The following is a 23208-nucleotide window of genomic DNA, read 5'->3' as shown; positions in this document are numbered from 1 at the left end:
AATAATGAAAATAGGAATAGATGGTAGAGCTGCAAAGTGGTATCGAGGCACGGGTATAGGTACCTATACTTATCAGTTAATATCTAGCCTCAACAATGTTGATAGTAACAATAACTATTTAATTTTCACACCACAATGTGACTTTATAAGCGATTTAAAGAATAATTTTAAAACAGAACTTATTGAATCAATACCTTCTAATAGTTTTTGGGATGATATAAATGTTCCCAATATATTAAATAATGCAGACATAGAGCTTTACCATGTCCCACAAAACGGGGTTGGTCTATCAGAAAATGTTGAATGCAAAAAAGTTATTACTCTACATGATATAATTCCTTTAAGAATGCCTGAAACTGTTAGTGATAGATATTTAAAAATATTTAATAATGAACTGCCTAAAATTTTAGATAATTGTGATGGAATAATTACTGTATCTAATTACTCTAAGGATGATATTGCTAAGGAATTTAACTTTCCTGCTGAAAAGATTTATGTTACCCCATTAGCTGCTGAAGATATTTACAGACCTATGAGTAAATGTAAATCTAAAGACTTTATTACCGAGAAATATGGGATAAAGGAAGACTTCGTACTTTACGTTGGAGGATTTAGTCCAAGAAAGAATATTATAGGACTAATAGAAGCTTATTCTAAACTCCCAAATAAATTAAAAGAAAGTTTCAAACTAGTTATAATTGGTCGTAAGGGTCCTTCTTATACTAAATACAAAAATAGAGCTGATGATCTAAATATATCTAACAACGTTATTTTTACTGATTTTATTCCCATTGAGGATATGCCATTATTCTACAATGCTGCTGAGGTCCTTGTATACCCTTCTTTTTATGAAGGATTTGGACTTCCTCCTATAGAGGCTATGGCATGTGGTACTCCTGTAATAGCTTCTAATGTTACGTCATTACCTGAAGTATGTCATGAATCAGCGCTTTTTATAGATCCTAATGATATTGATTCACTATCTTATGACATAGAAAGAGTTTTAAGTAATAGCCTATTAAGGTTAACAATGGTCAAAAAAAGCCTAACACGAAGTAAAAACTTTTCTTGGAATAAAACAGCCCTAGATACAATGTCCGCCTATGAAGCTATAATAAATTCATAGAATAATACACTAACTATATAAAATAAAATTTATATTTTTTATATAACTAGTAAAATTCCTTCATAGTTTTTGTAATTAGCTACCTTATAAGTAATTTATATTACAACAGTTTCAATTAAACATTAAATATCTGTATAAAGGCAAGAAAATCATAAGAGATTTTCTTGCCTTTATAAATTCTCAATATTTCTTAACTAATAAGAAACCAATATTCCATTTTCAAAATAAAATATTGGCTTAATCATTATTATAAATAGGTGAATTATAAGTTAGATTTATATTATTCTTTACATTCAAATAAATTAATCTTATATTTAAATTACTTCTTTACTTCAGAACCTATGAAAAATTTATTTTCTAAAACCTTTAAAAATTCATATCTAAAATCCTCATTGCTAAACTTTCCTTCAAATCTGCTTAAATATACTTCATATTCCCAATTCTTTCTCTTATGATAATAATCTCTTGATATTGTATAAAAATCTTTAGGGAACTTTATAAGTATATACAAGAGTTCTTTTTCTTCTTTTTTTAAAATGGACACATTCTCATATCCATTAATACAAGTTGACATCTTATCCACATCGAATGCGGCATTCTTTATACACTTTAAAATAAAATTCCATATATCCATTACTCTTAAATCTATAGTCATAAAATCAAAATCTATTATATTTATTTCATTATTTTTGGTTAAGAAATTATGATAAGCTAAATCATTATGACACAAACGAATAGTATCTCCATCCTGTCTTAGGTTATCATATGAGCTTTTTTCAAGGTCATTTTGAACCTCTTTAATTTCATTTAAATACTTATCTACATTGTTTACAAATAATTTATCAAATTCATTTTTATATTTGTACGTATCTACTAAGCTCTTCATCCAAATTAAATCATCATATGCTTCTTTAATTTTATCTTTCAAAGATATATCTAGAAAATCTTTTTTGTATTTATCCTTCAAATATTCTCTTAATCCTTTTGAAGCTTTATGCATTAAAGCTATATTTTCTGCACAAAGATCAATTTCTACTGGATTAGAAAATGATGCTTCTCTTCCATTCAATATATCCATAACAATATAAATTTGTCCATTCCACTCTTTATAACATAAATCATCTTTGAACCTTTTATATGTTATTACATGTTCATAACTCTTTTTTACATAGTCTAAAGAATCACTTATTAAATTGACTCTATCTACATCATAATTTACTCTTTTCAATATTTTATTTCCTTCATCTGTATATACCAAAAATACTTTTCTAAGTGGAACAATGTCGTTTACTTTTATTCCTAGTTCTTCGAAGAACTTTAGGCTCAAATCATAATCGCATAAATAATTTTTTTCTGAATACTTAGTTCTATTCATATTCTTCCTCCTAACAACTAAGCTTTAGGTATAAACAATAACTACCTTTGGTTACCTATATGATAAAATTTTTACTTTCATACTTTAAACTTTTCTTCAATCCATTTAATAATTGTTCGTCATTCCTTGCTTTCCTACTACCCTTACATTCCTCATTTTGTATATTATAAATTTCCCTTGTATTATCCTTTCTACTATCTCTATACCTCTCCCAAAACTTTAAAAAATCCTTTGGATAACTGCAAAGCCCTCTTAAATAATCAAAGCTGTTAAATGATAGGTGTGATCCATGTACAAATAACTTTATTAGTTCTTCCTCATCTATATTAATATCCTTTCTTTGTAGTTTCTTAATATAATTATATAAGTCTTCTTCTACCAAGTTATATGTCATACTTTTTATTGTACACACTTCTATTTTTTCATTATTTTTTCTTAAATTACTTTTATCAACTTTACCAAGGCAGATTTCTTCTCTATTCATACTACGTCTTATAACTCCAAAGTAGTCATGTTCATAAATATAATTTATAGCCTTATTAGCTTTTTCCAACATTATTTTTCCGTTTGATAATATGATATTCTCTATCTCATTTGTACATGTTTTACTAGATACATATGAATAATTCTTTTGTAGTTTTCTTATCTGCACTTTATAAGATTCCACTTCTCTGCCTATTGTGCTTTTAATTTTGCTTAGCCCTGTTAGATTACCGCCTAATAGCAATTTATGAAATTCTATAATTAAATCAACTTGAGAAACTATATCATTTCTTTGCATATTTTTATCATAACTAAAACCTTGTCCCATAATAGCTATTCCTTTTTTATTTAAATACTGATTAATCAATAATTCATCCATATTAATTTCCCCCACTAAAATAACTATCAATAAACTTTTCTCTAAATTCACAATCATTTAAGTACTTCTCTAACTTATTGATGAAAAATTCTTCTCCCCATGGTTGCTGTTCCCAATAAACCTGCAACCCTATTTGCCAGAAAGCCTGAGGAAATCTTATAAATTCTCTAATTATAGGTAGCTCTTCTTTTCTTATTTCTATTCTCTCACTATAGGCATTTAAAATTAGATTACATTTGTCGCTTTCCCATTTTCCATCTTTCATTGATCTTATTAATAAAGAAGATACGTCGTGGAGATGTGAATCTAATATGCAGTAATCAAAATCTATAATATTAATATTTTTCTTATTATCTATTAATATATTATGATGAGCATAGTCATGGTGGCAAAATCCCCTTGAAAGAACTTCCTTTTCCATAACCTTTACATAATTATTTTTTTGAAGACCTACTATACTCTTTTCTGCTCTATTTAATTCTTTTTCCATATTGTCCAAATACAATAAATCAAAATTTGATTTATATGCTTTTTGACTTATTCTATTTTTAAAATCCAGTATTTCTCTTCTCCTTGTCTCAAAAACATCTATCCATGAAAACCATCCAATCCTTGGTTTCATATCTTTCTTCAATGTAAATCCTTTGCTGCATTCATGTAATTTTGCAAGCTCATTTGATACCATTGATAATTCTATTGGATTATCATAATTACTTACTCTCGATGGAATCCATTTTGTTAAGTACGCATACTTTCCGTTTATGTTCCCATATTCTTTTTTTTCTCTATTCATAATAAATTCAGGAATATCCCCAAATCCATTTCTTTGTAAATGCTTCATTGCAGATAAGATAAAATAAAAATGAGAGAATTCATATTTAACTACTTTCAAACAATATCTCTCATCCTTTGTAATAACTTTATAACTATTTTTAACTTTTTCAATATCTTCTACATCTAAATTATAATTTTCTTCAATATAGCCTTTAATTTTAAGTATCTCCTTATTATTCTCCATAAACTTTTCCTACCAGCTATTATTTATTTTTATTATATGTGCTCAAATAATTTATTGTGATTTATATTCACAAAAATTAAAAACTAATAATATTCTGTATTATATATGTAATTTGTTGAGGTGTTCATATGAAAATTGCCATTGATGCTCGTAGTTCCACGTTACATCAAGGAACTGGAATTGGTACTTATACTAGTAATCTCATATCAGAGATTCTTTCTTTAGATTCGAATGATGAATTCACTCTATTTTGCTCTGGAAAATTTAACAAAGAATTCAATAAGGAAAATGTTAATATAATTTATTCTTCAGGTAGACATGGCGGTTTTTATGAAAGATATTATATACCTAATGCACTTAACAAGGTCCATGCTGACCTATATCATATTCCTCAAAACGGAATAGGACTCGATTTTGATACAAAAATACCAACTATAGTTACAATCCATGATCTAATCCCATATATAATGCCTGAAACTGTTGGCAAAGGATACCTAGAACGATTTTTAAATAATATGCCAAATATAATTTCTAATTCACGCGGCATTCTAACAGTTTCTGAATACTCTAAAAGAGATATATTGAAATTCTTTAGTTTTTATCCTGAAGAAAAAATATTTGTAACTCCACTTGCCGCTAATAATAATTTTAAACCTTTGGATAAGAATCAATGTAAGCTATACGTAAAAAACACATTTAAAGTTGATGATCCTTATATATTATATATAGGTGGGTTTAGTTTAAGGAAAAATGCCTTAGGATTAATTAAATCATTTTGTAAAGTTTATAAAGACTTGAATAAGCCTTATAAGTTATTGCTTGGGGGCCCTTTAAAAGATGAAGGTGAAAAGTTACTTTCATTTGTTCAAGAAAATAACTTACAAGACAAAGTTGTTTTTTGTGGATATATAGAAGATGATATTCTTCCTGTTCTTTATAGCGGGTGTGATGCATTTGTATACCCTTCCTTCTATGAAGGATTTGGCCTTCCTCCGCTTGAAGCAATGAGCTGTAAGGCACCAGTTATAACATCTTCTATAACTTCTATTCCAGAAGTAACTGGTGATAGTGCTATTTTGATAAATCCTTATAATATAGAAGAATTAGACAATGCCTTAGTTGATCTTTTGAATAATGAAACTTTAAAAGCTGAGCTTAGTGAAAAGGGATATCTAAGAAGCCTCAACTTTACTTGGAATAAGACTGCCAAGAATACCTTAAATGCCTATAGAAGTTTAATATCTTAGACTTTTATAATTATTTAAATCTTTAGTAATAAATTAAATGTGAATTCAGAGTGATATTTCAAATACTATTTAAAATAAATTCAGCATTATAAGAAACACATTACTGTTTTTCTTATAATGCTGATAATCTAAAACTATTTATATAAATTCTCATTATTAATTGGTATTTGCTCGAATCTCTTGCTTTATCTTTATATATTCATCGTAATTACTTATGATTGGAGTTTTTTCTTCTATATTACTTAATACTACAAGAGGACTTTTTCCAGTAAAATTTTTTACTGGCTCCTCAATATCTTTAGTATTATAAGTATATAAATAGCTTGAGAAAAACTTTCCTTCCTTAACATATTTAACAGCTTCCTTGTTGTTCGTTATTACGTAAGTTATAAATTTTTCAATTAGCTTATCATTCTCGCTGTTTTGGTTTAATATTAATAAATTATCTCCTTCTGATGAAAAAAACTTATTAGCCCCTGGTTTAAGGCTAGGCACGTTATTAACACTCCACGTACAAGGAACATCTAATGCTGCTATTTCTTTCATTGCATTAATAGACGATATTCTTGCTAAGAATTCTCCTCCATTTTGTAAATTTAAAATATTATTATCCTCTAGTTTTTTCATCATAGCTTGAATTTCTGATTTAACTACATCTGTGCTTTTATCGCCATCACTTAATGTTTCCATGGTTAATAGATCCATCAAATCTTCGTAATCTTGATCAGTTGCATTAATTATAAATATTTTTCCGTTACTTTTTTCATGAATATCTTTTCCAATCCTTATAATATCATCCCATGTATTCAGACTATCTCTTTCATATCCGTAACTTTTTAATAAATCTTCTCTGACATAGAAAGCTAATGGCCTAGATGTTAAAGGTATTCCTATGGAACTATCACCATATTTAACCTGAGCCACCCTATACTTAGAAAAATTCTTAGCATATTCGCTCAAGAGCTTATCATCCTTGTTATAATACTCATAGTTATCCAATTTTAGTTTATCAAAACTAAACCTATCTATCTGCGCTATACTAGAAATCTTTGATTTCGTACTTCCTTCTGAATTATTATTAACTATCTGATTGTAATTTTCTAACTTCTTTACACTTATTGAAGTCCTATCATTCTCCTTCATAAAATTATTGGCGCACTCAACTAAGTACTCATAAGAATTCTCATTTACTAAGAGCTCTATATTTCCTCTAACTTGTTGCTCTTTATTCGGTTGAAATAGATTAATGCTTACTATTCCAATTAACAAAAGAACCGAAAATACAATAGCATATTTAATTTTATTTTTCATATTTATATACCTCTATTTAATAGAACTTATTTTTTCATGCACTTCTATTAATTCAACCGCTAAATCCTTCAAAACCATTGTAGTCATTAAGTGATCTTGAGCGTGAACTAAAAGCAAGGAGAATTCTATTTTCTCATTTACAGCTTCTCCCTGAATTAAACTTGTTTGAGAATTATGTGCATATCCTAATTCCTCATCAGCTTTTATTATTAACCCTTTTGCTTTATCAAAATTTCCTTGTTTAGCTAAAGTAATTGCTTCCATAGAAAAAGTTCGTGCTTCCCCGCTGTGCATTATTATATTTAATATTATTTCCTCCATAAATTATCCCCTTCTCCATTTAGATATCAAAAAACTATTAAATTAAGATACCTTACCCTTATAATCTCTAATTTTACTACTTTTCCTTAAAGTTTTAAAGAATATTATTTTGATGCAATAAAAACTAGAATTGATAACATTAAATTTATCAATTCTAGTTTTAACACTCAAATATATTTAATTTCTATTTAGAAGGATTTTAATTAGATTTTTCTTCTAATACAACTGACAAATCAACAGTTTTCTTATCTCTAATTACTTCTATCTTCATAGTATCCCCAGCATTCTTACTTTCCTTTATTGTCTTAAGTTCATCGAATGTCTTAGCTTCTTTTCCATCGCATTTAACAATTATATCTCCAATCTTAAGACCACCTTTTTCAGCCGGTGAATACTCTTCAACAGAAGATACATATATTCCTTCTACCAAATCGTATTTCTTAGCTGTAGCGCTGTCAATTTCTCTTATTTGAATTCCTAGATTTAATATAGGTTTTGATAAAGCATCTATCTTATTCTTAACTTCATTTATAGGTATTGCAAACCCTATACCTTCAACTGGTGTTGATGATCCCGATGCATCAGAACCTATCTTCATAGAATTTATTCCTATAACTTGCCCTTTAGCATTCACTAATGGACCTCCACTATTTCCAGGATTAATAGCTGCATCTGTTTGAATGAAATCTACACTTTTTCCACTATCATCTATTGTTCTATTGCTTCCACTTATAACTCCCTTTGTAAGTGTCTGAGCAAAATTCTTTGAGAGAGGTGTTCCAATTGCTATAACCTCAGCTCCTGGATATACTTCATCAGAGTCTCCAAGTTCTGCAACAGCAGGAACTTTAGTTCCATCTTTTAATTTAAGCATTGCAACATCTCTATCTTGATCATAATTTACTACTGTTGCACTTACTTCAGTATTATTACTTAAAGTTACTGTAATTTCTTTAGCATTTGCAATTACGTGATAGTTAGTTAGTATATATCCTTCTTCATTTATAATGAACCCTGATCCCATCCCCTCAACTTCGCCGTTCATAAATCCACTGTTAGATGAACCTTTCGTCGAAACAATGACAACTGCTGGCGCAACTTTATTAAATGCATCTGCCGCTGACATTGCATCAGGAGTGCTTGATGTGAATGATTGCGGAATATAACTTGTTATTTGTTTAGTTGCAGCAACATTATTAGTTTTCATGAATGAATAAGTAGCAGCACTTCCAATTGCCCCTCCTACCATTGTAAGAACTAAAATTCCTGCAATCCTTCCTAGCATGCGCAGACCTCTTCTTTTCTTTCTCTTCGGATCTACATAATTATTACTATTTTGAAAACAATTTTCCCATGCAACTTGCTGACCTTTATCTACTGGTAATGACTCTACATCAATAAATTTTTCGTTATTATCATTATTATTCATGTATTTTTCCTCCTATATATCAATTCTCAACTTATATGACTAGTAATTAAACTATACAAATTCGTTCTTATAAAGTATATTAGAATACTTTAAATATCTACTAGTATTATCTTTATAGTGTTAGTATAGATTTATTATGTGTCAAACAAATGACAAGAATATATAATTTGATATAATTTTTTATGAATTTTAGCCCAATAGAAGCTTTATTTCTTAATTATTCAATAATACTTAATATTTAATAAAATATACATATTTATTAGCATCAAGATTTTTTAGCTGCCTTCTTAGCATCTTTTAAAACACTATTAACGCCGGTAACTACTGAGTCAGGATCTAATACAGACATTGGAGATCCCTCTATTTCCTCTTTATATATAGTTGTTACTGTTGTATTACCAATCTTTTTAACAGGATCATCTTCATTATTAGTTATTAAATATAATGGCTTATTTCCTAGTAGTTCATTAGTTTGACTATTCGAAATGCCTTTATATAAATTTTCTAGTTCGTTTGAAACTGCCTGTTTATAATTTTTCTTATTTTCAAAACTCTGAAATTCATCTAATTCATTCTGATTTAAATACTTCTTAAACGTATTATTTTCCATGGTTAACCCTGCTTTATTTAGCAATGCAGTCAAACTAAAATTCGTACCCATTTTCTCAAATATACTTCTATAATATTTGGACTTAATACTATTCTTAAATTCCTTAGTTTGAATATTTTCCTCTGATATTGGGTTAATTAACACAACTCCTGCTACTGAATCTGAATATAAATTGGCAAAATTACTAAGAACCAGACTACCGTACTCCTCTCCAACTAAAACGTATGGCTCTGGTGCTCCAGCTTTTCTAAGCAATGCTTTCAAATCCTTAGCCTGCTCTTCTGGTGTTCTATTATCCCCGCCATCATTAAATCCATATCCTTCTCTATTATATGTAAAGGTAGATATCTTCTTCTCCTCTAATGACTTACAAACATCATCCCACTCATACATTGTAGTTCCAATTGATCCATCAAATACTACAGTATAATCTCCACCAGTCTTAAGTTTATACTCCATTTTACGTCCATCTATTCTGACATACTTAAATCTGGATTTTAATCTTGTATTATCTACAAAGTCATTTAAAATTTGCACTAAAAAACCAAAGATAGATAATCCCACAAAAAAGATAACACATTTTTTTAAAATGCTCCTTTTGCTGGTTTTATCTTTCTCAACCTTATGTACTCCATTAGAATGTGATAACAGCTTCATACCTAGCCTCTACCTCTCCCCTAGTTTTAAGTTAGGTTTTGCATTTATATTTAAATCTGATACTGCTCCCTCTTGATAGTTGAAATATGCTGCACTTCCTATCATTGCTGCATTATCTGTACACAATATAGGTGATGGAAATAGAATTTCAATCCCCTTTTTTTTACCTTCCTCTAGCAAAGTTTCTCTTAAACAAGAATTTGATGCAACACCACCTGCCACTGCAATCTTTTTTATTCCTTTTCTCTCACAAGTTAAGAATAAATTGGTCTTTAATACATCTATTATCGCATTTTGAAATGACGCTGCAATATCAGCTTTATTTGTCTCTTCTTCCTTCATTTTTGCTTTATTTAAATAATTCAACACAGCCGATTTAACTCCACTAAAAGAAAAATCTAATGTATCATCCTGAAACTTAGCTCTTGGAAATTCTATTGCATCCTTATTTCCTTGCTTCGCTAGCTTATCTATTTTGGGCCCACCTGGATATCCAAGTTCTAATGCTCTTGCCACCTTGTCATAAGCTTCTCCTGCCGCATCATCTCTTGTTTGGCCAATAACCTCAAAATCCCTATATCCTTTTACATGCACAATAAAAGTATGTCCTCCTGAAACCACTAGTGATACAAAAGGTGGTTTTAAATCTTTATGCTCAATAAAATTAGCACTAATATGTCCCTGTATATGATTAACCCCAATTAAAGGCTTTTTAGAACCTAATGCCAATCCTTTTGCGTATTGAAGCCCAACCAAAAGTGCCCCAACAAGTCCTGGTCCATACGTAACTCCTATTGCGTCAACATCATCTATTGATATCCCTGCCTCTAATAATGCGGCTTTTACAACGCTATCTACTGCTTCAATATGCATTCTCGATGCGACTTCTGGAACCACTCCTCCAAATTTTTTATGAGTATCAATTTGTGATGCAATTATATTTGATAAAACTTCTCTACCATTCACAACTACTGCAGCAGCAGTTTCATCACAACTTGATTCTATTGCTAAAATTATTTTTTTATCCATATCTAATACCTCTTTTTATTACAATTCAAATAAAATTATTTATTCTTATCTATCTAAATAAGCTGATTAAGCCTATTTAGAACTTAATTTTAACTAATCTAACAAGAAAAAACTTTGATATATTAGTTAAAATTAAGAACTAAATAAATTAAATACTTACTATAGCATTATTTAATTTATCTAAATCTATTTTATCTTAAAAAAAAGATAAAATCTCGTATTTATATATTGTTTAATATCTTCTTAATATTTATGAAATCATATCTTTTTAATGCACAAACTATTCTATATTTTAATTACTAAAATATTATACTTTATCTATACAATATTATCAAAGTTCAATTTTTCTAGTTACAAAAATACACTTAACGTATATCTTATTCTAACAATTTCATTGCAATATTAACTTGTTGTATAAAAGATACATATGATGTATATTTGAGATAACAAATATACTTTCACAAGGAGAATTTAAATGTCTAACTATGCTAAAGTTATAATTAAAGGATCACCTATTACAAAATCTAATTTTAAGTTACACAATCTAAATGGACGTGCAATCCTACCACATAGCTCTGGAAAATATCATGATAGGTATGCTCTATACGAACAGGAAATAGCACTTCTTGCAAGAAATCAAAATCCTGATGTTGTTTTTTCTGAAAGTCTAATAGCTTTACTAAGAGTATATTATAAAAGTGAAAAGCGTCATCCAGATACCATTAATATTACCAAAAGTATATTTGATGGAATTGAAAAAAGTGGATTAATTATAAATGATGCTCAGATAACCAAAATCTTTACAGAAGAATATTATGATAAAGAGAATCCAAGATTTGAACTAGAACTCTTTACTGAAAGTGAATATGATTTTAGCTATAAAGTTGTCAAAAGAACTACTTCCTTAAAACCTAAATTATATTCTCCAATAAGAAAAAATATACTATCTGATAAAACTAGTAGTTCTGCAACTAATTATCAAAAAGATAAACTTGATTGCAATGCTGAAAATAAACGTGATAAAAAATCAAAAAAGACCTCATCTAACTCATTAATGTCTAGCGAAATGATTATATGTAGCATCTGCAATAAAGCCATTATTTCAGATGATTATGTAAAAGCCGATTCAGGAAAAACATTAATATGTAAAAAGTGCTTTAACAAACTATTCTAATTACATAAAAGGAGTCTATATATGAATAATAAGCTTGATATCATTTTCTTTGGAGACAGCCTAACTTTAGGATATGGGGTAACTAAACAAAATTCTTGGGTTTACAAACTTACGCAAGAACGCTCCCTTTCATCATTAAATAAAGCCTGTAATGGTGATACTACCACTTCAATGCTTACTCGCTATAATGATGATGTTTTAATTTATTCTCCATCGAAAATTTTTATAATGGGAGGTAGCAATGATCTTCTTCTAGGACGCAAAATTCCTTTTATAATTAGTAATATTGAAATAATGATTAATGATGGACTAAATATAGGCTCAAAAGTGACTTTAGGAATTCCCCCTAAGATTATTGGCCAAATGGCAAATTCGCTTTTTTCTCCTTCGCATCTATATTCTTATGCAGAAAAAGAACTCAAATATTTAAAGGATGAACTAATTAAATTATCTAATAAATACAATCTTCAATTTATCAATTTCTACGATTTGACATTTAATAGGGATGATATTTATTTAGATGGAATTCACTTGAATTCACTTGGCCATCATCTAATGTATGAAAATGCTCTCAATTATTTTTAAACCATATTATTCTGTGAACTAATTAGCAGTAATTTTAGCTTTTATTATATTACTGCTAATATATCTCTACCTAACTTCTACATGCTTTCCTTTACAAATCTAGCCGCAATAATTCCACATTGTATACCATCAGTTTCTTCCATCCAAAACGCATTTTCTCCGTATATAACATTTCCACAAGCAAAAAAACCCTCTAAAGATGTTGCAAAGTCTACTACTTCAAATCCAGATGTCTTAGAATTTATATCAAAACTTGTTTTTTTAATTACGGTTGTTTCTGGCAAGAAATTAACTGATAATAGAAGTGAATCACATTCCTTTTCTATTATTTCTTCATTCTCTAAATTAACTATTTTTAGCTTCTCAATTCGCGTTTTCCCTTCAATTTCTGTTACTCTAGAATTCTCTATTACTGGTATATCAAAGCCATCAACAATATCTCGTATTTCCGAATTAGCCATTTCTTCAAATGTATTCTCAATGACAACCGCTTCTATATTTCCACCTTCTACTATAAGCCTTCTTGCAACTATGAATCCCCATTTATTTTTCGCTATAATCACAGTCCTTCTTCCTGGTAGATATCCATCTAAATTAATTATTTTATGAGCCTCTCCTACAGTGAATATTCCTGTAAGTCCATTTGTAGGAATTATAACATTTCCTGAATATGTTTCTTTTGCTCCCATAGCAAATATTATTGCTTGAGCGGTTAAATCTTTAATACCATCTCTAGAATTTACATATGTAACTTTTTTTCCTTCAGTCACTTCTAAAGCTGTAGTATCTAAAAGTATTTCTATTTCAAATTCTCCTAACTGCCTCTCTATAAAATCAATATACTCAGGACCGGTCACTGGCTCATCTAGAAAGTTTTTTCCAAAGCCATTATGAATACATTGATTAATTATTCCCCCAACGTTAGACTCTTTTTCAATAATTAGTATTTTTGTTATTCCCTCTCTTGCAGCTCCAAGTGCAGCTGTCATTCCAGCTATTCCTGCTCCAATAATAATTAATTCATAATCTGGCATTATAATATCCTCCACCATTAATTCCTAAAGCTTTATTAATTTCTTTGCTTTCTTCATTGCAACTACCATATCATACATGCTTGCTATTTCTCCAAAAGTTATTTGTTCTGTTAATTTATAATAGTCTAATGATGTATCACTTATTAAAAGTTTAACGCCCTTTTTATATAACATTCGTATATCTTCTATAGCCTTAGAATCCCTTTTAAACAACTTAACCCCTGAATTTAAGAATAAAATTTCTTTTGGAAGTTTATCATACTCATTCAATGCTTCGAAATATTCACTCATTAGAGTTATTCCCAAATCATCATTTCCCTCACCAATTTTATCTCTTGTTATTAATATAGAAAAAATTTCTTCCTCATCTTCTGATTCTAAGCATCCTCTCTTTTCCATCTTTATTAAAAATCTATTTTTTTCATCCTCTATATCTATTTTATATCCTTTATGTGCTGCATACCTTATAACATTGGACCGCCCTAATTCATTGTTTACTACTACAACAGCTTCTCCTTCTCCAATTGAATTAAAATACTTCTTAACTTCTCTTATTATTTGTAGATACGATAATCCTCTGCAATCTATTTCTTTCATATGTTTGACCCCTTTATAATTATTTTAATCTATAATTAATATATCAAATTTTTCAATCGATTTCTTAACTAATATATAACTTAATTTAAAAATATATTAAATTAAGTTATTATAAGTCTATTATATAAGTTTTCCCACATTAATAGTATACCATGCTAATTTTTATATATAGTTTTTTATTCACAAATTATTTACCTTTTAATTACTAATATATCATTAATTTATATTTGTTTAATCCATAAATTTATGTATACTATAATGTAGTGATATATTGAATTGAGGTGAAATCATGAGTTCTTCTAACTCATATGTTGTTAATTTTTTTAAAAATAGCTTAGAAAATAATATAAAAAAAGATAAGGTTATAAGATTAATTTTCTTTCTAATAGCTCTTGTCTCTATAGTATTAAAGGGGATTATATTTCAAGGATTTGTTACGAGCAAAGATCCATATACATTCAGTTTTTCTACTGGCTATGAATCTGCTAGTTCTTTCTTAAATTATTATGTGGCCTTTACTTTAATATTCTTAAGTTTCTCATTATTATTTAAAGGTAAAGGCAGAATAATCTATACTCTAGTAATCGATTTTTCTTTAACACTATTAATATTAGTTGATGTCTGGTATTTTAGAGGTTTTTTAACTGTTCCATCTGCATTAATATTAACTCAAACTGCTAATTTAGATAATATGTCTGGAAGTATATTATCAATGACCAGCAATTTAGATTTTATATTTGCATTTGATTTTATAATACTAGGTATATATGCTTACATAACCAGAAAATCATTTACTCAAGTACATAAACGAGCATTTAAAACATTCTTTTGTACTTTTGTATTGCCAATATTATTTATAATTTATGTACCTATCAGTATAACTGTATTCAATAATACAGATGTTCATAATGCTTACTTATTCAGTAATTATGATAAGTCAAATACTGCCAAGTATTTTTCTCCTATTGGATATCATATTATGGACTGTTATACAGTTTATAAAGATTCTAAACCATATAAATTGACAGATCAAGATAAAGCCGATATAAATGAGTTATTTGAAATAAAAAAAGAGAACCTTCCAGATAATGAATACCTTGGCATGGCAAAAGGAAAAAATTTAATTTATATTCAAGTTGAATCTTTAGAAAACTTTGTTATCGGAAAAACAGTTAATGGAAAAGAAATAACACCTAATTTGAATAAATTAGTACAAAAATCATTGTACTTCCCTAATACCTTTGAGCAAGTAAACGAAGGGACAAGCTCCGATGCTGATTTAATGGTTAATACTTCAATGTTGCCTTTAAGACAAGGAAGTACATTCTTTAGATATCCAAATACTAATTATAATTCGTTACCAAATTTATTAGAAGGTGAAGGCTATGCTACTTCTGCTATTCATCCTGACAAAGGTTCTTTTTGGAATTATAAAAACGGATTGCTTGGAATAGGTTTTGATAAATTTACTGACTACTACTCATTTAATGTTGATGAACAAATTGGCCTTGGTATAAGTGACAAAAGATACTTCGAACAAGTTGTTCCTATGTTAAAAGAATTAAAGCAGCCATTCTACGCTGAAACTGTAACATTGACAAGCCATGGTCCATTTGATCTTCCTGAAAAGTACAGAGAACTTGGACTTGATCCTGAATTAAATGAAAGTAAACTTGGTGGGTATTTTGAAAGTCTTCACTATACAGATAAACAAATAGGTTATTTTATTGATCAATTAGATAAAGAAGGATTACTTAAAAATAGCATTATAGCAATAATGGGTGACCATACAGGAATTCATAAATATTATGACGATAGCATTGGGCAACTATCTCATAAAGAAGATTGGTATCTAAATACAGGAAATCCGACTGTTCCATTTATTATCTATAATCCATCTACAAATGAAGGAAAAACATTTGATAAAATGTATAATGGCGAGGTTGATGTAATGCCAACACTCTTATATTTACTTGGAGTCGATAAAGATAAGTATGAGAACACTGCTTTAGGTAGAAACTTATTAAATACAAATAAATCTTTTGCCGTAATAACTAATGGAACACTTAAAGGTGGGGAAAACTTAACAGATAAAGAAAAAGATATTTATAAAAAATCATTAGATCTTTCGGATAAAATGATACGTGCAAATTATGCTCATAATTCTAATTAGATAATGATATTTTAACTATAGTAAAGAGATGGTCAAATAAAATTCGACCATCTCTTTTATTTTTTCTTAATTTTTTTTATCTCTTCTTTTAATCTATCTAGTGAATGTTGATACTTCAAAGACTTTATATTTGGAAATGCTTTAATTATTCGTTTATTCACGGCCTTATTGTTTAAAACCAAATTTTCTAATTTAAATTTTAGCTTGCTAATTTGTTCTTTCGCATGAATAACTTTTTCACTTTCCTGTTCTATCAAGCCATCAAATCTGCTTAAATTTTGTTGTAGGACCACTTTATAGCTTTCAGTTTTTTCTCTTATCTCATCAAATAAAGCGCTCATTTCTTTGAGTTTTCCACCTAATTTCAAAACTTTAACTGTTGTAGTTATCCCATCTGTTAATAAATATAAGAGTGAAATATTACAAATCCACATAGAAACCTTTAGTGATATGTGACTAACTAAGTCTATTATAATTGGATTAATAACTTTTATTGTGATTAGAGATAAAAGACCAAATAACACTGAATTTAATAGACATACTCTGCCCTTTATATTAAATTTATAGCCTGAATAATCCCACCATTTAAGATTAAATATTGTTTCTAGCAAAAAACCTGTTAAATACTCTAATATGCTTGTAAAAATCATTGCACTCAAGAATAAAATTATAATATTATCTGAAAATGGAGCCAGCAATATAATTACTATAAGTGCACCTGATCCATAGATAGGGCAAAATGGTCCTTTTAAAAAACCTCTATTTACATACTCCATATCGATTATAGAGCAATATATAGTTTCACATATCCATCCAAGAAAGCTATAAATTATAAAAGAAAAAAGATAAATATAGATTATATTCATAACTATTTAACCTACCTTAGCATATCTATCAAATTAATAACAAAATTATTTTCCAGCTATTGAAAGTTCTTTCACAACAACTGACGGACATCCTATGCTACTCATCGGGAACTTTAAGTCACTTCCTACTTCCTCTATATCTTTCAGTAATGTAAAGAAATTTCCTGCAACTGTAATTTGTTCTACCGGAAAGCTCTTCTTTCCATTTTCAATCATAAATCCTTTAGCTGCTAAAGAAAAATCTCCAGTTACAGCACTAGCTCCAGAGTGAAGGCCTGCAAAATCTGTAATTATTACACCTTCTTTAACTTCATTGCAAAGTTCTTCAAAAGATTTATTACCTGGATTTATATAAAAATTTGTGGCACTAACACCTACTATTGATGCATACGAAGCCTTGAATCCATTTCCTGTAGATTTAATTCCTGCCTTATGCGCAGTTTTTAGATTATATAATAATGTATTCAATTTTCCTTTAGATATTATCTCTTTTTTGATAGTTGCTACTCCTTCATCATCAAATGAAGTTGTTCCAAGCCCATCCTTTAAGTGAGGATCATCAATTAGAGTCACTACATCTGATGCTATAATTTCCCCTTCTTTTCCTTTCAGCAAAGATAACCCTTTTTGTGCTTGCTCTGCATTAAAAATTCCTGAAAAAGTTCCAAGCAGTGATACCATGGCCTCGTTATTTATAATTATCTTATATTTGCCTGACGGAATACTTTTTCCACCAATTCTTGAAAGCGCTTCTTCAAGACCTTGCTTAGCTAAACTTTCTGGATTTATGTCATCTATCTTTTTAGCCATAACATATCCTGTTCCATCATACTTTTCACTATTATCTTGTATTATTGGAACGACATATGCACTTAGATTATTCCTTTCATTTTTCAAATTAAGTCCCTTTGAATTTATTATTCCATAAGTAGCTTTACCATATCCAATTCCACAACCTTGGAAACTTACAACTTTATCACATTGTTTTTTACATTCCTTTTCTATTTCTAAAGAAAGAGCTATAAGCTCATCAGGCTTAATATTATCCAAATCTTTTTTGTAACAGTCTAATTCTTTATATTCCTTATCCCCTTCATATATAAACTGTTCATCATCATTTTCTATAGCAAATGCCGCTTCCTTTGCATTTCTTATAAGAGTTTTTATTGCTTCTTCATCTAATATTTCAGTATATGAATATCCCATTTTGTTATTGATTTTTCCTCTGAACGAAAGACCAAAGGCATTATTTAGTTTATATTTTTCAACTTCGCCTTCATAAATACTTAAACTTAAACTTTCAGCATCAGAATAATATATTTCAAACTCTTCAAAGCCTGAATTCTTAGCTTCTTTAAATAATTCTTCTTTAAATAATTCAAAATCCATATTTATCTACCTCCAACAGTCATTTTCTTTACTCTAATCATAGGCTGACCTACGTTGGTAGGAATACTTCCTGATGATGAGCCACACATACCTTGAGCTACATCTAAATTATTTCCGACCATATCTATATCCATAAGTACTTCACTACCTTTACCAATAAGACTTGCTCCTCTTACCGGCTCCTGAATCACACCATTTTTAACTAAGTACCCTTCTTGAACTGCAAAATTAAACTCACCAGTTACAGGGTTAACCGATCCGCCTCCTAGCTTCTTTGCATATAATCCTTCTTCTATAGATTTAATGATATCATCCGGATTATCATTTCCAGCTGCTATATAGGTATTAGTCATTCTTGAAGTTGGTTGGAACTTGTAACTTTGTCTTCTTGAACTTCCTGTAGCCTCCATATTCATACGTCTTCCATTTAACTTATCAATCATATAACCTTTTAGAACACCATTTTCAATTAAAATATTTTTTTGTGTCTTATTACCCTCATCATCTATATTTAGCGATCCCCAAGCATTAGGTACAGTTCCATCATCTATAGCTGTTACCTTTGTTGATGCGATTTTCTCACCTAATTTATTAGCAAAGACTGAATTTCCTTTAGCTACAGCACTGGCTTCTAAAGAGTGTCCACAAGCTTCGTGGAATATAACACCCCCAAACCCATTATCTATAGCAACAGTCATATTACCTGCTGGACAGTTCTTTGCATAAAGCATCGTATGAGCCATTCTCGCTGCTTCCTTTCCGTGATATTCTGGATCAACACTATCAAACATTTCAATTCCCATATGTCTTCCAGGTCCTTCAAATCCAGTTTGGTTTTCGCTTCCTTTTGATGCTATTGCACTTATGCCTAACCTTGTTCTTATTCTTGTATCTTGAACATATAAACCTTCAGTGTTCGCGATTAAAATATTTTGCTCTTTATCTGCATAACTCGTAATAACTTGAGAAATATCACTGTTATAATTCTTTGCTGCATTATACGCACTTTTTAAAATTGCTATTTTTCTATCGTATGCAACATCCTTAGGATAATACAATATTGGATGTATTGTAGATATACTCTTCTCAGTCAATACTATTGAATTTATTTCATTTTTATTTACATCACCTAAGGCTAAAGCTGCTCTATAGGCAGTGTCTAAAAGACCACTTAAGCTATTATTATTTGTATAAGCATATACACTGTTCAATCCCTTGAATATTCTTATTCCTATACCATAACTTCTTCCACCTATGGCATCATCTACTTTGCCGTCAATTAATGCTATAGAATTATTAATTGAATTTTCTTCAAATATCTCAGCAAAATCGCCACCAGTTACTAAGCACTTTGCTAATACCTCTGCTACAATATTTTTTGATAACATCTTATTCCTCCTTATTTCTAATATAAAGATAATTTTCAGTAATATTATAATTATATACATTCTATTATTAAGATTATTGTTATAAATTATAACCTTAGTGCTTCCATGTATGCAAATCTAATTATATATTAATAGTTTATCATTAATTATTTCTATTTCAATTAATTGATAAAAATAATATTTGTACCAATTATATAAAAAAACTATGTCATTTTTATTTATTTTAATTTATGTAACCAAAGTTTAGCTACATAAATTAAAATAAATGAAAATCAACATAGTCATATTAGGCTATTTCATAATTTTAAATTCATATCCTTGTTGTTTTAGATATTTGATTATTTCTGGCAATGCTCTTGCAGTTTCCTCTTTTCCATAAGTATCATGCATTAATATTATCGCTTTTTCTCTTCCTGATACAGTTTTTATAACTTCCTGTTTTAGCTGGTCTGCATTTTTATGTGCCCCTTCTGCATCTTGAGACAATGAATTCCAATCTATTTGATGATAGTCTTTTTCATGAAGAGCCTTATCCATTGCATCAGCCCCCGATGGGTCCTTCTTATCCCATGTCATTTGACCTCCTGGGAATCTAACAGCTCGTGTAGAAAAATCCTGTCCTAAAATGTTTTTCAAAGACTGATTAGTTTTTTCAAAATCAGAAATACAATTTTCTAAATTTATTTTTCCATTTGGATATAAATATCCATAATTATGTGAATAAGTATGATTACCTATTGCATTTCCTTCTGCAAATTCTCTTTTAACTATATTTCTATTAGTTTCACTTTCATCTATTGCTTTTCCCACAAGAAAAAAAGTAGCATGAACATTTTCTGCTTTAAGAGTATCTAAAACTTTTGGAGTCACAGTTTCTGATGGACCATCATCAAATGTTAAATAAACAACTTTCTTTCCATCAGCTCCATCAGGCATTTGACCCTTCATCTGCTGATTTAAATATTTTTCTATAAAAGCAACATCCTCTACTTCTGAACTTCCCGCTGAATTATATACGTTACTATCTGTCTGGTTTTTATCTCCTTCAGAATATGGATTTTCATTTGCATTAAGAGCTTCTGCTGTTTGCTTATTCATAACAAATTTTTGTAGCGTAATAGCGATTCCTATAATTATAGCTACACCTATTATCGTAAGTAAAATAGCAAATTTTCTTTTTTTTATACTTTTGAAATCTTCTTCACCAACTTCATCGATCTCAAATGGCCTTATATTATCACTAATATCATTGGTCTCAGAATTACCTTTATTGGTTTTAGAATTATCATCTATCTCACTATTTTCAATAGATTCATCAGCTTCTTTTGCTTCATTAACCTCACTGGTTCCATTACTATAATTCATACTATTATTAATGTCATCGCTCATATTATAATACCTCTTATATTTCAATAGATTTTATTATTAATTATTCCGTAGTATCTAATTTAATTATTAATAAATTTCACATCCATATATAGTATAAGTTTTTACTCTATTTTATACAACAAAAAAAAGCCGATTTCTCGACTAAAAATTCTTTTATTATAAATATGGCTCCGCGAAGAGGACTCGAACCTCCAACCTATCGGTTAACAGCCGAGTGCTCCACCATTGAGCTATCGCGGAACGTCATTTGAAAGAATATAATGTTCTTTCAAAATTGCATATAATTTTAATGTATATTACAACTTGATTATATTGGTCAAGCCCTCGACCTATTAGTATCAGTCAGCTAAATATGTTACCATACTTACACCTCTGACCTATCAACCTTGTAGTCTTCAAGGGGTCTTACTAGCTTATGCTATGGGAAATCTCATCTTGAGGTGGGCTTCACACTTAGATGCTTTCAGCGTTTATCCCTTCCCGACTTAGCTACCCAGCTATGCTTCTGGCGAAACAACTGGTACACCATAGGTCAGTCCATCCCGGTCCTCTCGTACTAAGGACAGCTCCTCTCAAATTTCCTACGCCCGCGACGGATAGGGACCGAACTGTCTCACGACGTTCTGAACCCAGCTCGCGTGCCGCTTTAATGGGCGAACAGCCCAACCCTTGGGACCTACTTCAGCCCCAGGATGCGACGAGCCGACATCGAGGTGCCAAACCTCCCCGTCGATGTGAACTCTTGGGGGAGATCAGCCTGTTATCCCCGAGGTAGCTTTTATCCGTTGAGCGATGGCCCTCCCACGAGGTACCACCGGATCACTAAGCCCGACTTTCGTCCCTGCTCCACTTGTAGGTGTCGCAGTCAGGCTCCCTTCTGCCTTTACACTCTTCGAACGATTTCCGACCGTTCTGAGGGAACCTTTGGGCGCCTCCGTTACATTTTAGGAGGCGACCGCCCCAGTCAAACTGCCCACCTAACAATGTCCTGTCACCAGTTTCATGGCATCCAGTTAGAACTTCAATACTATCAGGGTGGTATCCCAACAACGACTCCACCAAGGCTGACGCCCTAGTTTCCCAGTCTCCCACCTATCCTGTACAGACAATACCGAAATTCAATGCTAAGCTACAGTAAAGCTCTACGGGGTCTTTCCGTCCAATCGCGGGTAGCGAGCATCTTCACTCGCACTACAACTTCGCCGGATTTGCAGTTGAGACAGTGCACAAGTCATTACGCCATTCGTGCGGGTCAGAACTTACCTGACAAGGAATTTCGCTACCTTAGGACCGTTATAGTTACGGCCGCCGTTTACTGGGGCTTAAGTTCACACCTTCGCGATATTTCACTAAGTGTTCCCCTTAACCTTCCAGCACCGGGCAGGCGTCAGCCCCTATACATCAGCTTTCGCTTTAGCAGAGACCTGTGTTTTTGTTAAACAGTTGCTTGTGCCTATTCTCTGCGGCCTGATTTCTCAGGCACCCCTTCTCCCGAAGTTACGGGGTCAATTTGCCTAGTTCCTTAACTGCAATTCTTCCGTCGGCCTTAGGATTCTCTCCTCATCTACCTGTGTCGGTTTGCGGTACGGGCACTACTTCTCTTTCTAGATGCTTTTCTTGGAAGCATG

The 23208-nt window shown here is 30.4% G+C and carries 19 protein-coding genes, 1 tRNA gene and 1 rRNA gene (1 of these 21 only partly in view); 5 read left to right on the top strand and 16 right to left on the bottom strand.

The genetic code is table 11. The features are described from left to right. The first annotated feature begins 4 nt into the window (after nucleotides 1-4). Nucleotides 5-1126 (top strand): glycosyltransferase family 4 protein, encoded by a 1122-nt coding sequence (locus F3K33_RS02230; protein ID WP_039771787.1) that lies wholly within the window; start codon nucleotides 5-7, stop codon nucleotides 1124-1126. Between the two features lie 319 nt (nucleotides 1127-1445). On the opposite strand, the gene F3K33_RS02225 is transcribed toward F3K33_RS02230, so the two are convergent. From F3K33_RS02225 to F3K33_RS02215, 3 genes are read right to left on the bottom strand one after another with little or no spacing between them, the layout of a single operon-like run. Beyond that, nucleotides 1446-2501, bottom strand: a complete 1056-nt coding sequence (locus F3K33_RS02225; protein ID WP_023974836.1) for a CotS family spore coat protein — start codon at nucleotides 2499-2501, stop codon at nucleotides 1446-1448. 55 nt (nucleotides 2502-2556) lie between these two features. Beyond that, the gene (locus F3K33_RS02220) at nucleotides 2557-3363 is read right to left on the bottom strand and encodes a spore coat protein (protein ID WP_039771785.1); all 807 of its coding nucleotides are present in this window, start codon (nucleotides 3361-3363) and stop codon (nucleotides 2557-2559) included. A 1-nt stretch (nucleotide 3364) separates the two neighbouring features. Further along, complete coding sequence (locus tag F3K33_RS02215; RefSeq protein WP_039771784.1) at nucleotides 3365-4381, bottom strand: CotS family spore coat protein; 1017 nt, start codon at nucleotides 4379-4381, stop codon at nucleotides 3365-3367. Nucleotides 4382-4509: 128 nt separating this feature from the next. On the opposite strand from F3K33_RS02215, the gene F3K33_RS02210 reads away from it, so the two are divergent. Next, nucleotides 4510-5628: a glycosyltransferase family 4 protein gene (locus F3K33_RS02210; protein WP_023974834.1), complete on the top strand. Its 1119-nt coding sequence runs from the start codon at nucleotides 4510-4512 to the stop codon at nucleotides 5626-5628. A 156-nt stretch (nucleotides 5629-5784) separates the two neighbouring features. On the opposite strand, the gene F3K33_RS02205 is transcribed toward F3K33_RS02210, so the two are convergent. The 5 genes from F3K33_RS02205 to tsaD all read right to left on the bottom strand — a co-directional run bounded on the left by F3K33_RS02205 (nucleotide 5785) and on the right by tsaD (nucleotide 10985). Next, entirely contained in the window at nucleotides 5785-6939 is a 1155-nt protein-coding gene (locus tag F3K33_RS02205) for an ABC transporter substrate-binding protein (protein WP_039771782.1), read from the bottom strand. 12 nt (nucleotides 6940-6951) lie between these two features. Next, entirely contained in the window at nucleotides 6952-7260 is a 309-nt protein-coding gene (locus F3K33_RS02200) for a PTS sugar transporter subunit IIA (protein WP_011967729.1), read from the bottom strand. 199 nt (nucleotides 7261-7459) lie between these two features. Continuing rightward, nucleotides 7460-8689: a S1C family serine protease gene (locus F3K33_RS02195; protein ID WP_039771779.1), complete on the bottom strand. Its 1230-nt coding sequence runs from the start codon at nucleotides 8687-8689 to the stop codon at nucleotides 7460-7462. A gap of 265 nt (nucleotides 8690-8954) precedes the next feature. Then, a complete protein-coding gene (locus F3K33_RS02190; protein ID WP_023974832.1) occupies nucleotides 8955-9956 on the bottom strand; it encodes an alpha/beta hydrolase in 1002 nt (333 codons plus the stop codon). 9 nt (nucleotides 9957-9965) lie between these two features. Further along, nucleotides 9966-10985 carry a tRNA (adenosine(37)-N6)-threonylcarbamoyltransferase complex transferase subunit TsaD gene (gene tsaD / locus F3K33_RS02185; RefSeq protein WP_039771777.1) on the bottom strand — a complete coding sequence of 340 codons (1020 nt, stop codon included), beginning with the start codon at nucleotides 10983-10985 and terminating at the stop codon, nucleotides 9966-9968. 475 nt (nucleotides 10986-11460) lie between these two features. Here tsaD and F3K33_RS02180 point away from each other — a divergent pair, with 475 nt between their 5' ends. Together F3K33_RS02180 and F3K33_RS02175 are read left to right on the top strand one after the other, a co-directional pair. Continuing rightward, nucleotides 11461-12159, top strand: coding sequence for a RusA family crossover junction endodeoxyribonuclease (locus F3K33_RS02180; protein WP_039771775.1), 699 nt, complete (start codon nucleotides 11461-11463; stop codon nucleotides 12157-12159). Nucleotides 12160-12180: 21 nt separating this feature from the next. Then, entirely contained in the window at nucleotides 12181-12744 is a 564-nt protein-coding gene (locus F3K33_RS02175; RefSeq protein ID WP_023974829.1) for a GDSL-type esterase/lipase family protein, read from the top strand. A gap of 77 nt (nucleotides 12745-12821) precedes the next feature. Here the strand turns inward: F3K33_RS02175 and F3K33_RS02170 are convergent, their stop codons facing one another. Both F3K33_RS02170 and yedF read right to left on the bottom strand, forming a co-directional pair. Continuing rightward, entirely contained in the window at nucleotides 12822-13778 is a 957-nt protein-coding gene (locus F3K33_RS02170; protein WP_023974828.1) for an NAD(P)/FAD-dependent oxidoreductase, read from the bottom strand. 24 nt (nucleotides 13779-13802) lie between these two features. Continuing rightward, nucleotides 13803-14375: a sulfurtransferase-like selenium metabolism protein YedF gene (gene yedF, locus F3K33_RS02165; RefSeq protein ID WP_023974827.1), complete on the bottom strand. Its 573-nt coding sequence runs from the start codon at nucleotides 14373-14375 to the stop codon at nucleotides 13803-13805. Nucleotides 14376-14664: 289 nt separating this feature from the next. Here yedF and F3K33_RS02160 point away from each other — a divergent pair, with 289 nt between their 5' ends. After that, nucleotides 14665-16548, top strand: coding sequence for an LTA synthase family protein (locus tag F3K33_RS02160; protein WP_023974826.1), 1884 nt, complete (start codon nucleotides 14665-14667; stop codon nucleotides 16546-16548). Between the two features lie 56 nt (nucleotides 16549-16604). On the opposite strand, the gene F3K33_RS02155 is transcribed toward F3K33_RS02160, so the two are convergent. The 6 genes from F3K33_RS02155 to F3K33_RS02130 all read right to left on the bottom strand — a co-directional run. Next, entirely contained in the window at nucleotides 16605-17414 is an 810-nt protein-coding gene (locus tag F3K33_RS02155) for a putative ABC transporter permease (protein ID WP_023974825.1), read from the bottom strand. Nucleotides 17415-17459: 45 nt separating this feature from the next. Then, on the bottom strand, nucleotides 17460-18803 hold the full coding sequence (locus F3K33_RS02150; protein ID WP_023974824.1) for a TldD/PmbA family protein: 1344 nt from the start codon (nucleotides 18801-18803) through the stop codon (nucleotides 17460-17462). 2 nt (nucleotides 18804-18805) lie between these two features. Next, nucleotides 18806-20191, bottom strand: coding sequence for a TldD/PmbA family protein (locus F3K33_RS02145; RefSeq protein ID WP_039771773.1), 1386 nt, complete (start codon nucleotides 20189-20191; stop codon nucleotides 18806-18808). Between the two features lie 291 nt (nucleotides 20192-20482). Then, nucleotides 20483-21580 (bottom strand): polysaccharide deacetylase family protein, encoded by a 1098-nt coding sequence (locus F3K33_RS02140; RefSeq protein ID WP_023974822.1) that lies wholly within the window; start codon nucleotides 21578-21580, stop codon nucleotides 20483-20485. A 165-nt stretch (nucleotides 21581-21745) separates the two neighbouring features. Continuing rightward, nucleotides 21746-21820, bottom strand: a tRNA-Asn gene (locus F3K33_RS02135). Nucleotides 21821-21892: 72 nt separating this feature from the next. Further along, nucleotides 21893-23208, bottom strand: a 23S ribosomal RNA gene (locus F3K33_RS02130); it runs 1595 nt beyond the window's last position.

Source organism: Clostridium beijerinckii (genome assembly GCF_008705175.1).
GTDB lineage: Bacteria > Bacillota > Clostridia > Clostridiales > Clostridiaceae > Clostridium > Clostridium beijerinckii.
Note: the sequence above shows the minus strand (reverse complement) of the source record. Positions and strands in the feature narration are given on the sequence as shown.

Bases quoted from the DNA above. Each gene is read 5' to 3' on its own strand.
- F3K33_RS02230 (WP_039771787.1), top strand. From the start codon at position 5: ATGAAAATAGGAATAGATGGTAGAGCTGCAAAGTGGTATCGAGGCACG.
- F3K33_RS02225 (WP_023974836.1), bottom strand. From the start codon at position 2,501: ATGAATAGAACTAAGTATTCAGAAAAAAATTATTTATGCGATTATGAT.
- F3K33_RS02220 (WP_039771785.1), bottom strand. From the start codon at position 3,363: ATGGATGAATTATTGATTAATCAGTATTTAAATAAAAAAGGAATAGCT.
- F3K33_RS02215 (WP_039771784.1), bottom strand. From the start codon at position 4,381: ATGGAGAATAATAAGGAGATACTTAAAATTAAAGGCTATATTGAAGAA.
- F3K33_RS02210 (WP_023974834.1), top strand. From the start codon at position 4,510: ATGAAAATTGCCATTGATGCTCGTAGTTCCACGTTACATCAAGGAACT.
- F3K33_RS02205 (WP_039771782.1), bottom strand. From the start codon at position 6,939: ATGAAAAATAAAATTAAATATGCTATTGTATTTTCGGTTCTTTTGTTA.
- F3K33_RS02200 (WP_011967729.1), bottom strand. From the start codon at position 7,260: ATGGAGGAAATAATATTAAATATAATAATGCACAGCGGGGAAGCACGA.
- F3K33_RS02195 (WP_039771779.1), bottom strand. From the start codon at position 8,689: ATGAATAATAATGATAATAACGAAAAATTTATTGATGTAGAGTCATTA.
- F3K33_RS02190 (WP_023974832.1), bottom strand. From the start codon at position 9,956: ATGAAGCTGTTATCACATTCTAATGGAGTACATAAGGTTGAGAAAGAT.
- tsaD (WP_039771777.1), bottom strand. From the start codon at position 10,985: ATGGATAAAAAAATAATTTTAGCAATAGAATCAAGTTGTGATGAAACT.
- F3K33_RS02180 (WP_039771775.1), top strand. From the start codon at position 11,461: ATGTCTAACTATGCTAAAGTTATAATTAAAGGATCACCTATTACAAAA.
- F3K33_RS02175 (WP_023974829.1), top strand. From the start codon at position 12,181: ATGAATAATAAGCTTGATATCATTTTCTTTGGAGACAGCCTAACTTTA.
- F3K33_RS02170 (WP_023974828.1), bottom strand. From the start codon at position 13,778: ATGCCAGATTATGAATTAATTATTATTGGAGCAGGAATAGCTGGAATG.
- yedF (WP_023974827.1), bottom strand. From the start codon at position 14,375: ATGAAAGAAATAGATTGCAGAGGATTATCGTATCTACAAATAATAAGA.
- F3K33_RS02160 (WP_023974826.1), top strand. From the start codon at position 14,665: ATGAGTTCTTCTAACTCATATGTTGTTAATTTTTTTAAAAATAGCTTA.
- F3K33_RS02155 (WP_023974825.1), bottom strand. From the start codon at position 17,414: ATGAATATAATCTATATTTATCTTTTTTCTTTTATAATTTATAGCTTT.
- F3K33_RS02150 (WP_023974824.1), bottom strand. From the start codon at position 18,803: ATGGATTTTGAATTATTTAAAGAAGAATTATTTAAAGAAGCTAAGAAT.
- F3K33_RS02145 (WP_039771773.1), bottom strand. From the start codon at position 20,191: ATGTTATCAAAAAATATTGTAGCAGAGGTATTAGCAAAGTGCTTAGTA.
- F3K33_RS02140 (WP_023974822.1), bottom strand. From the start codon at position 21,580: ATGAGCGATGACATTAATAATAGTATGAATTATAGTAATGGAACCAGT.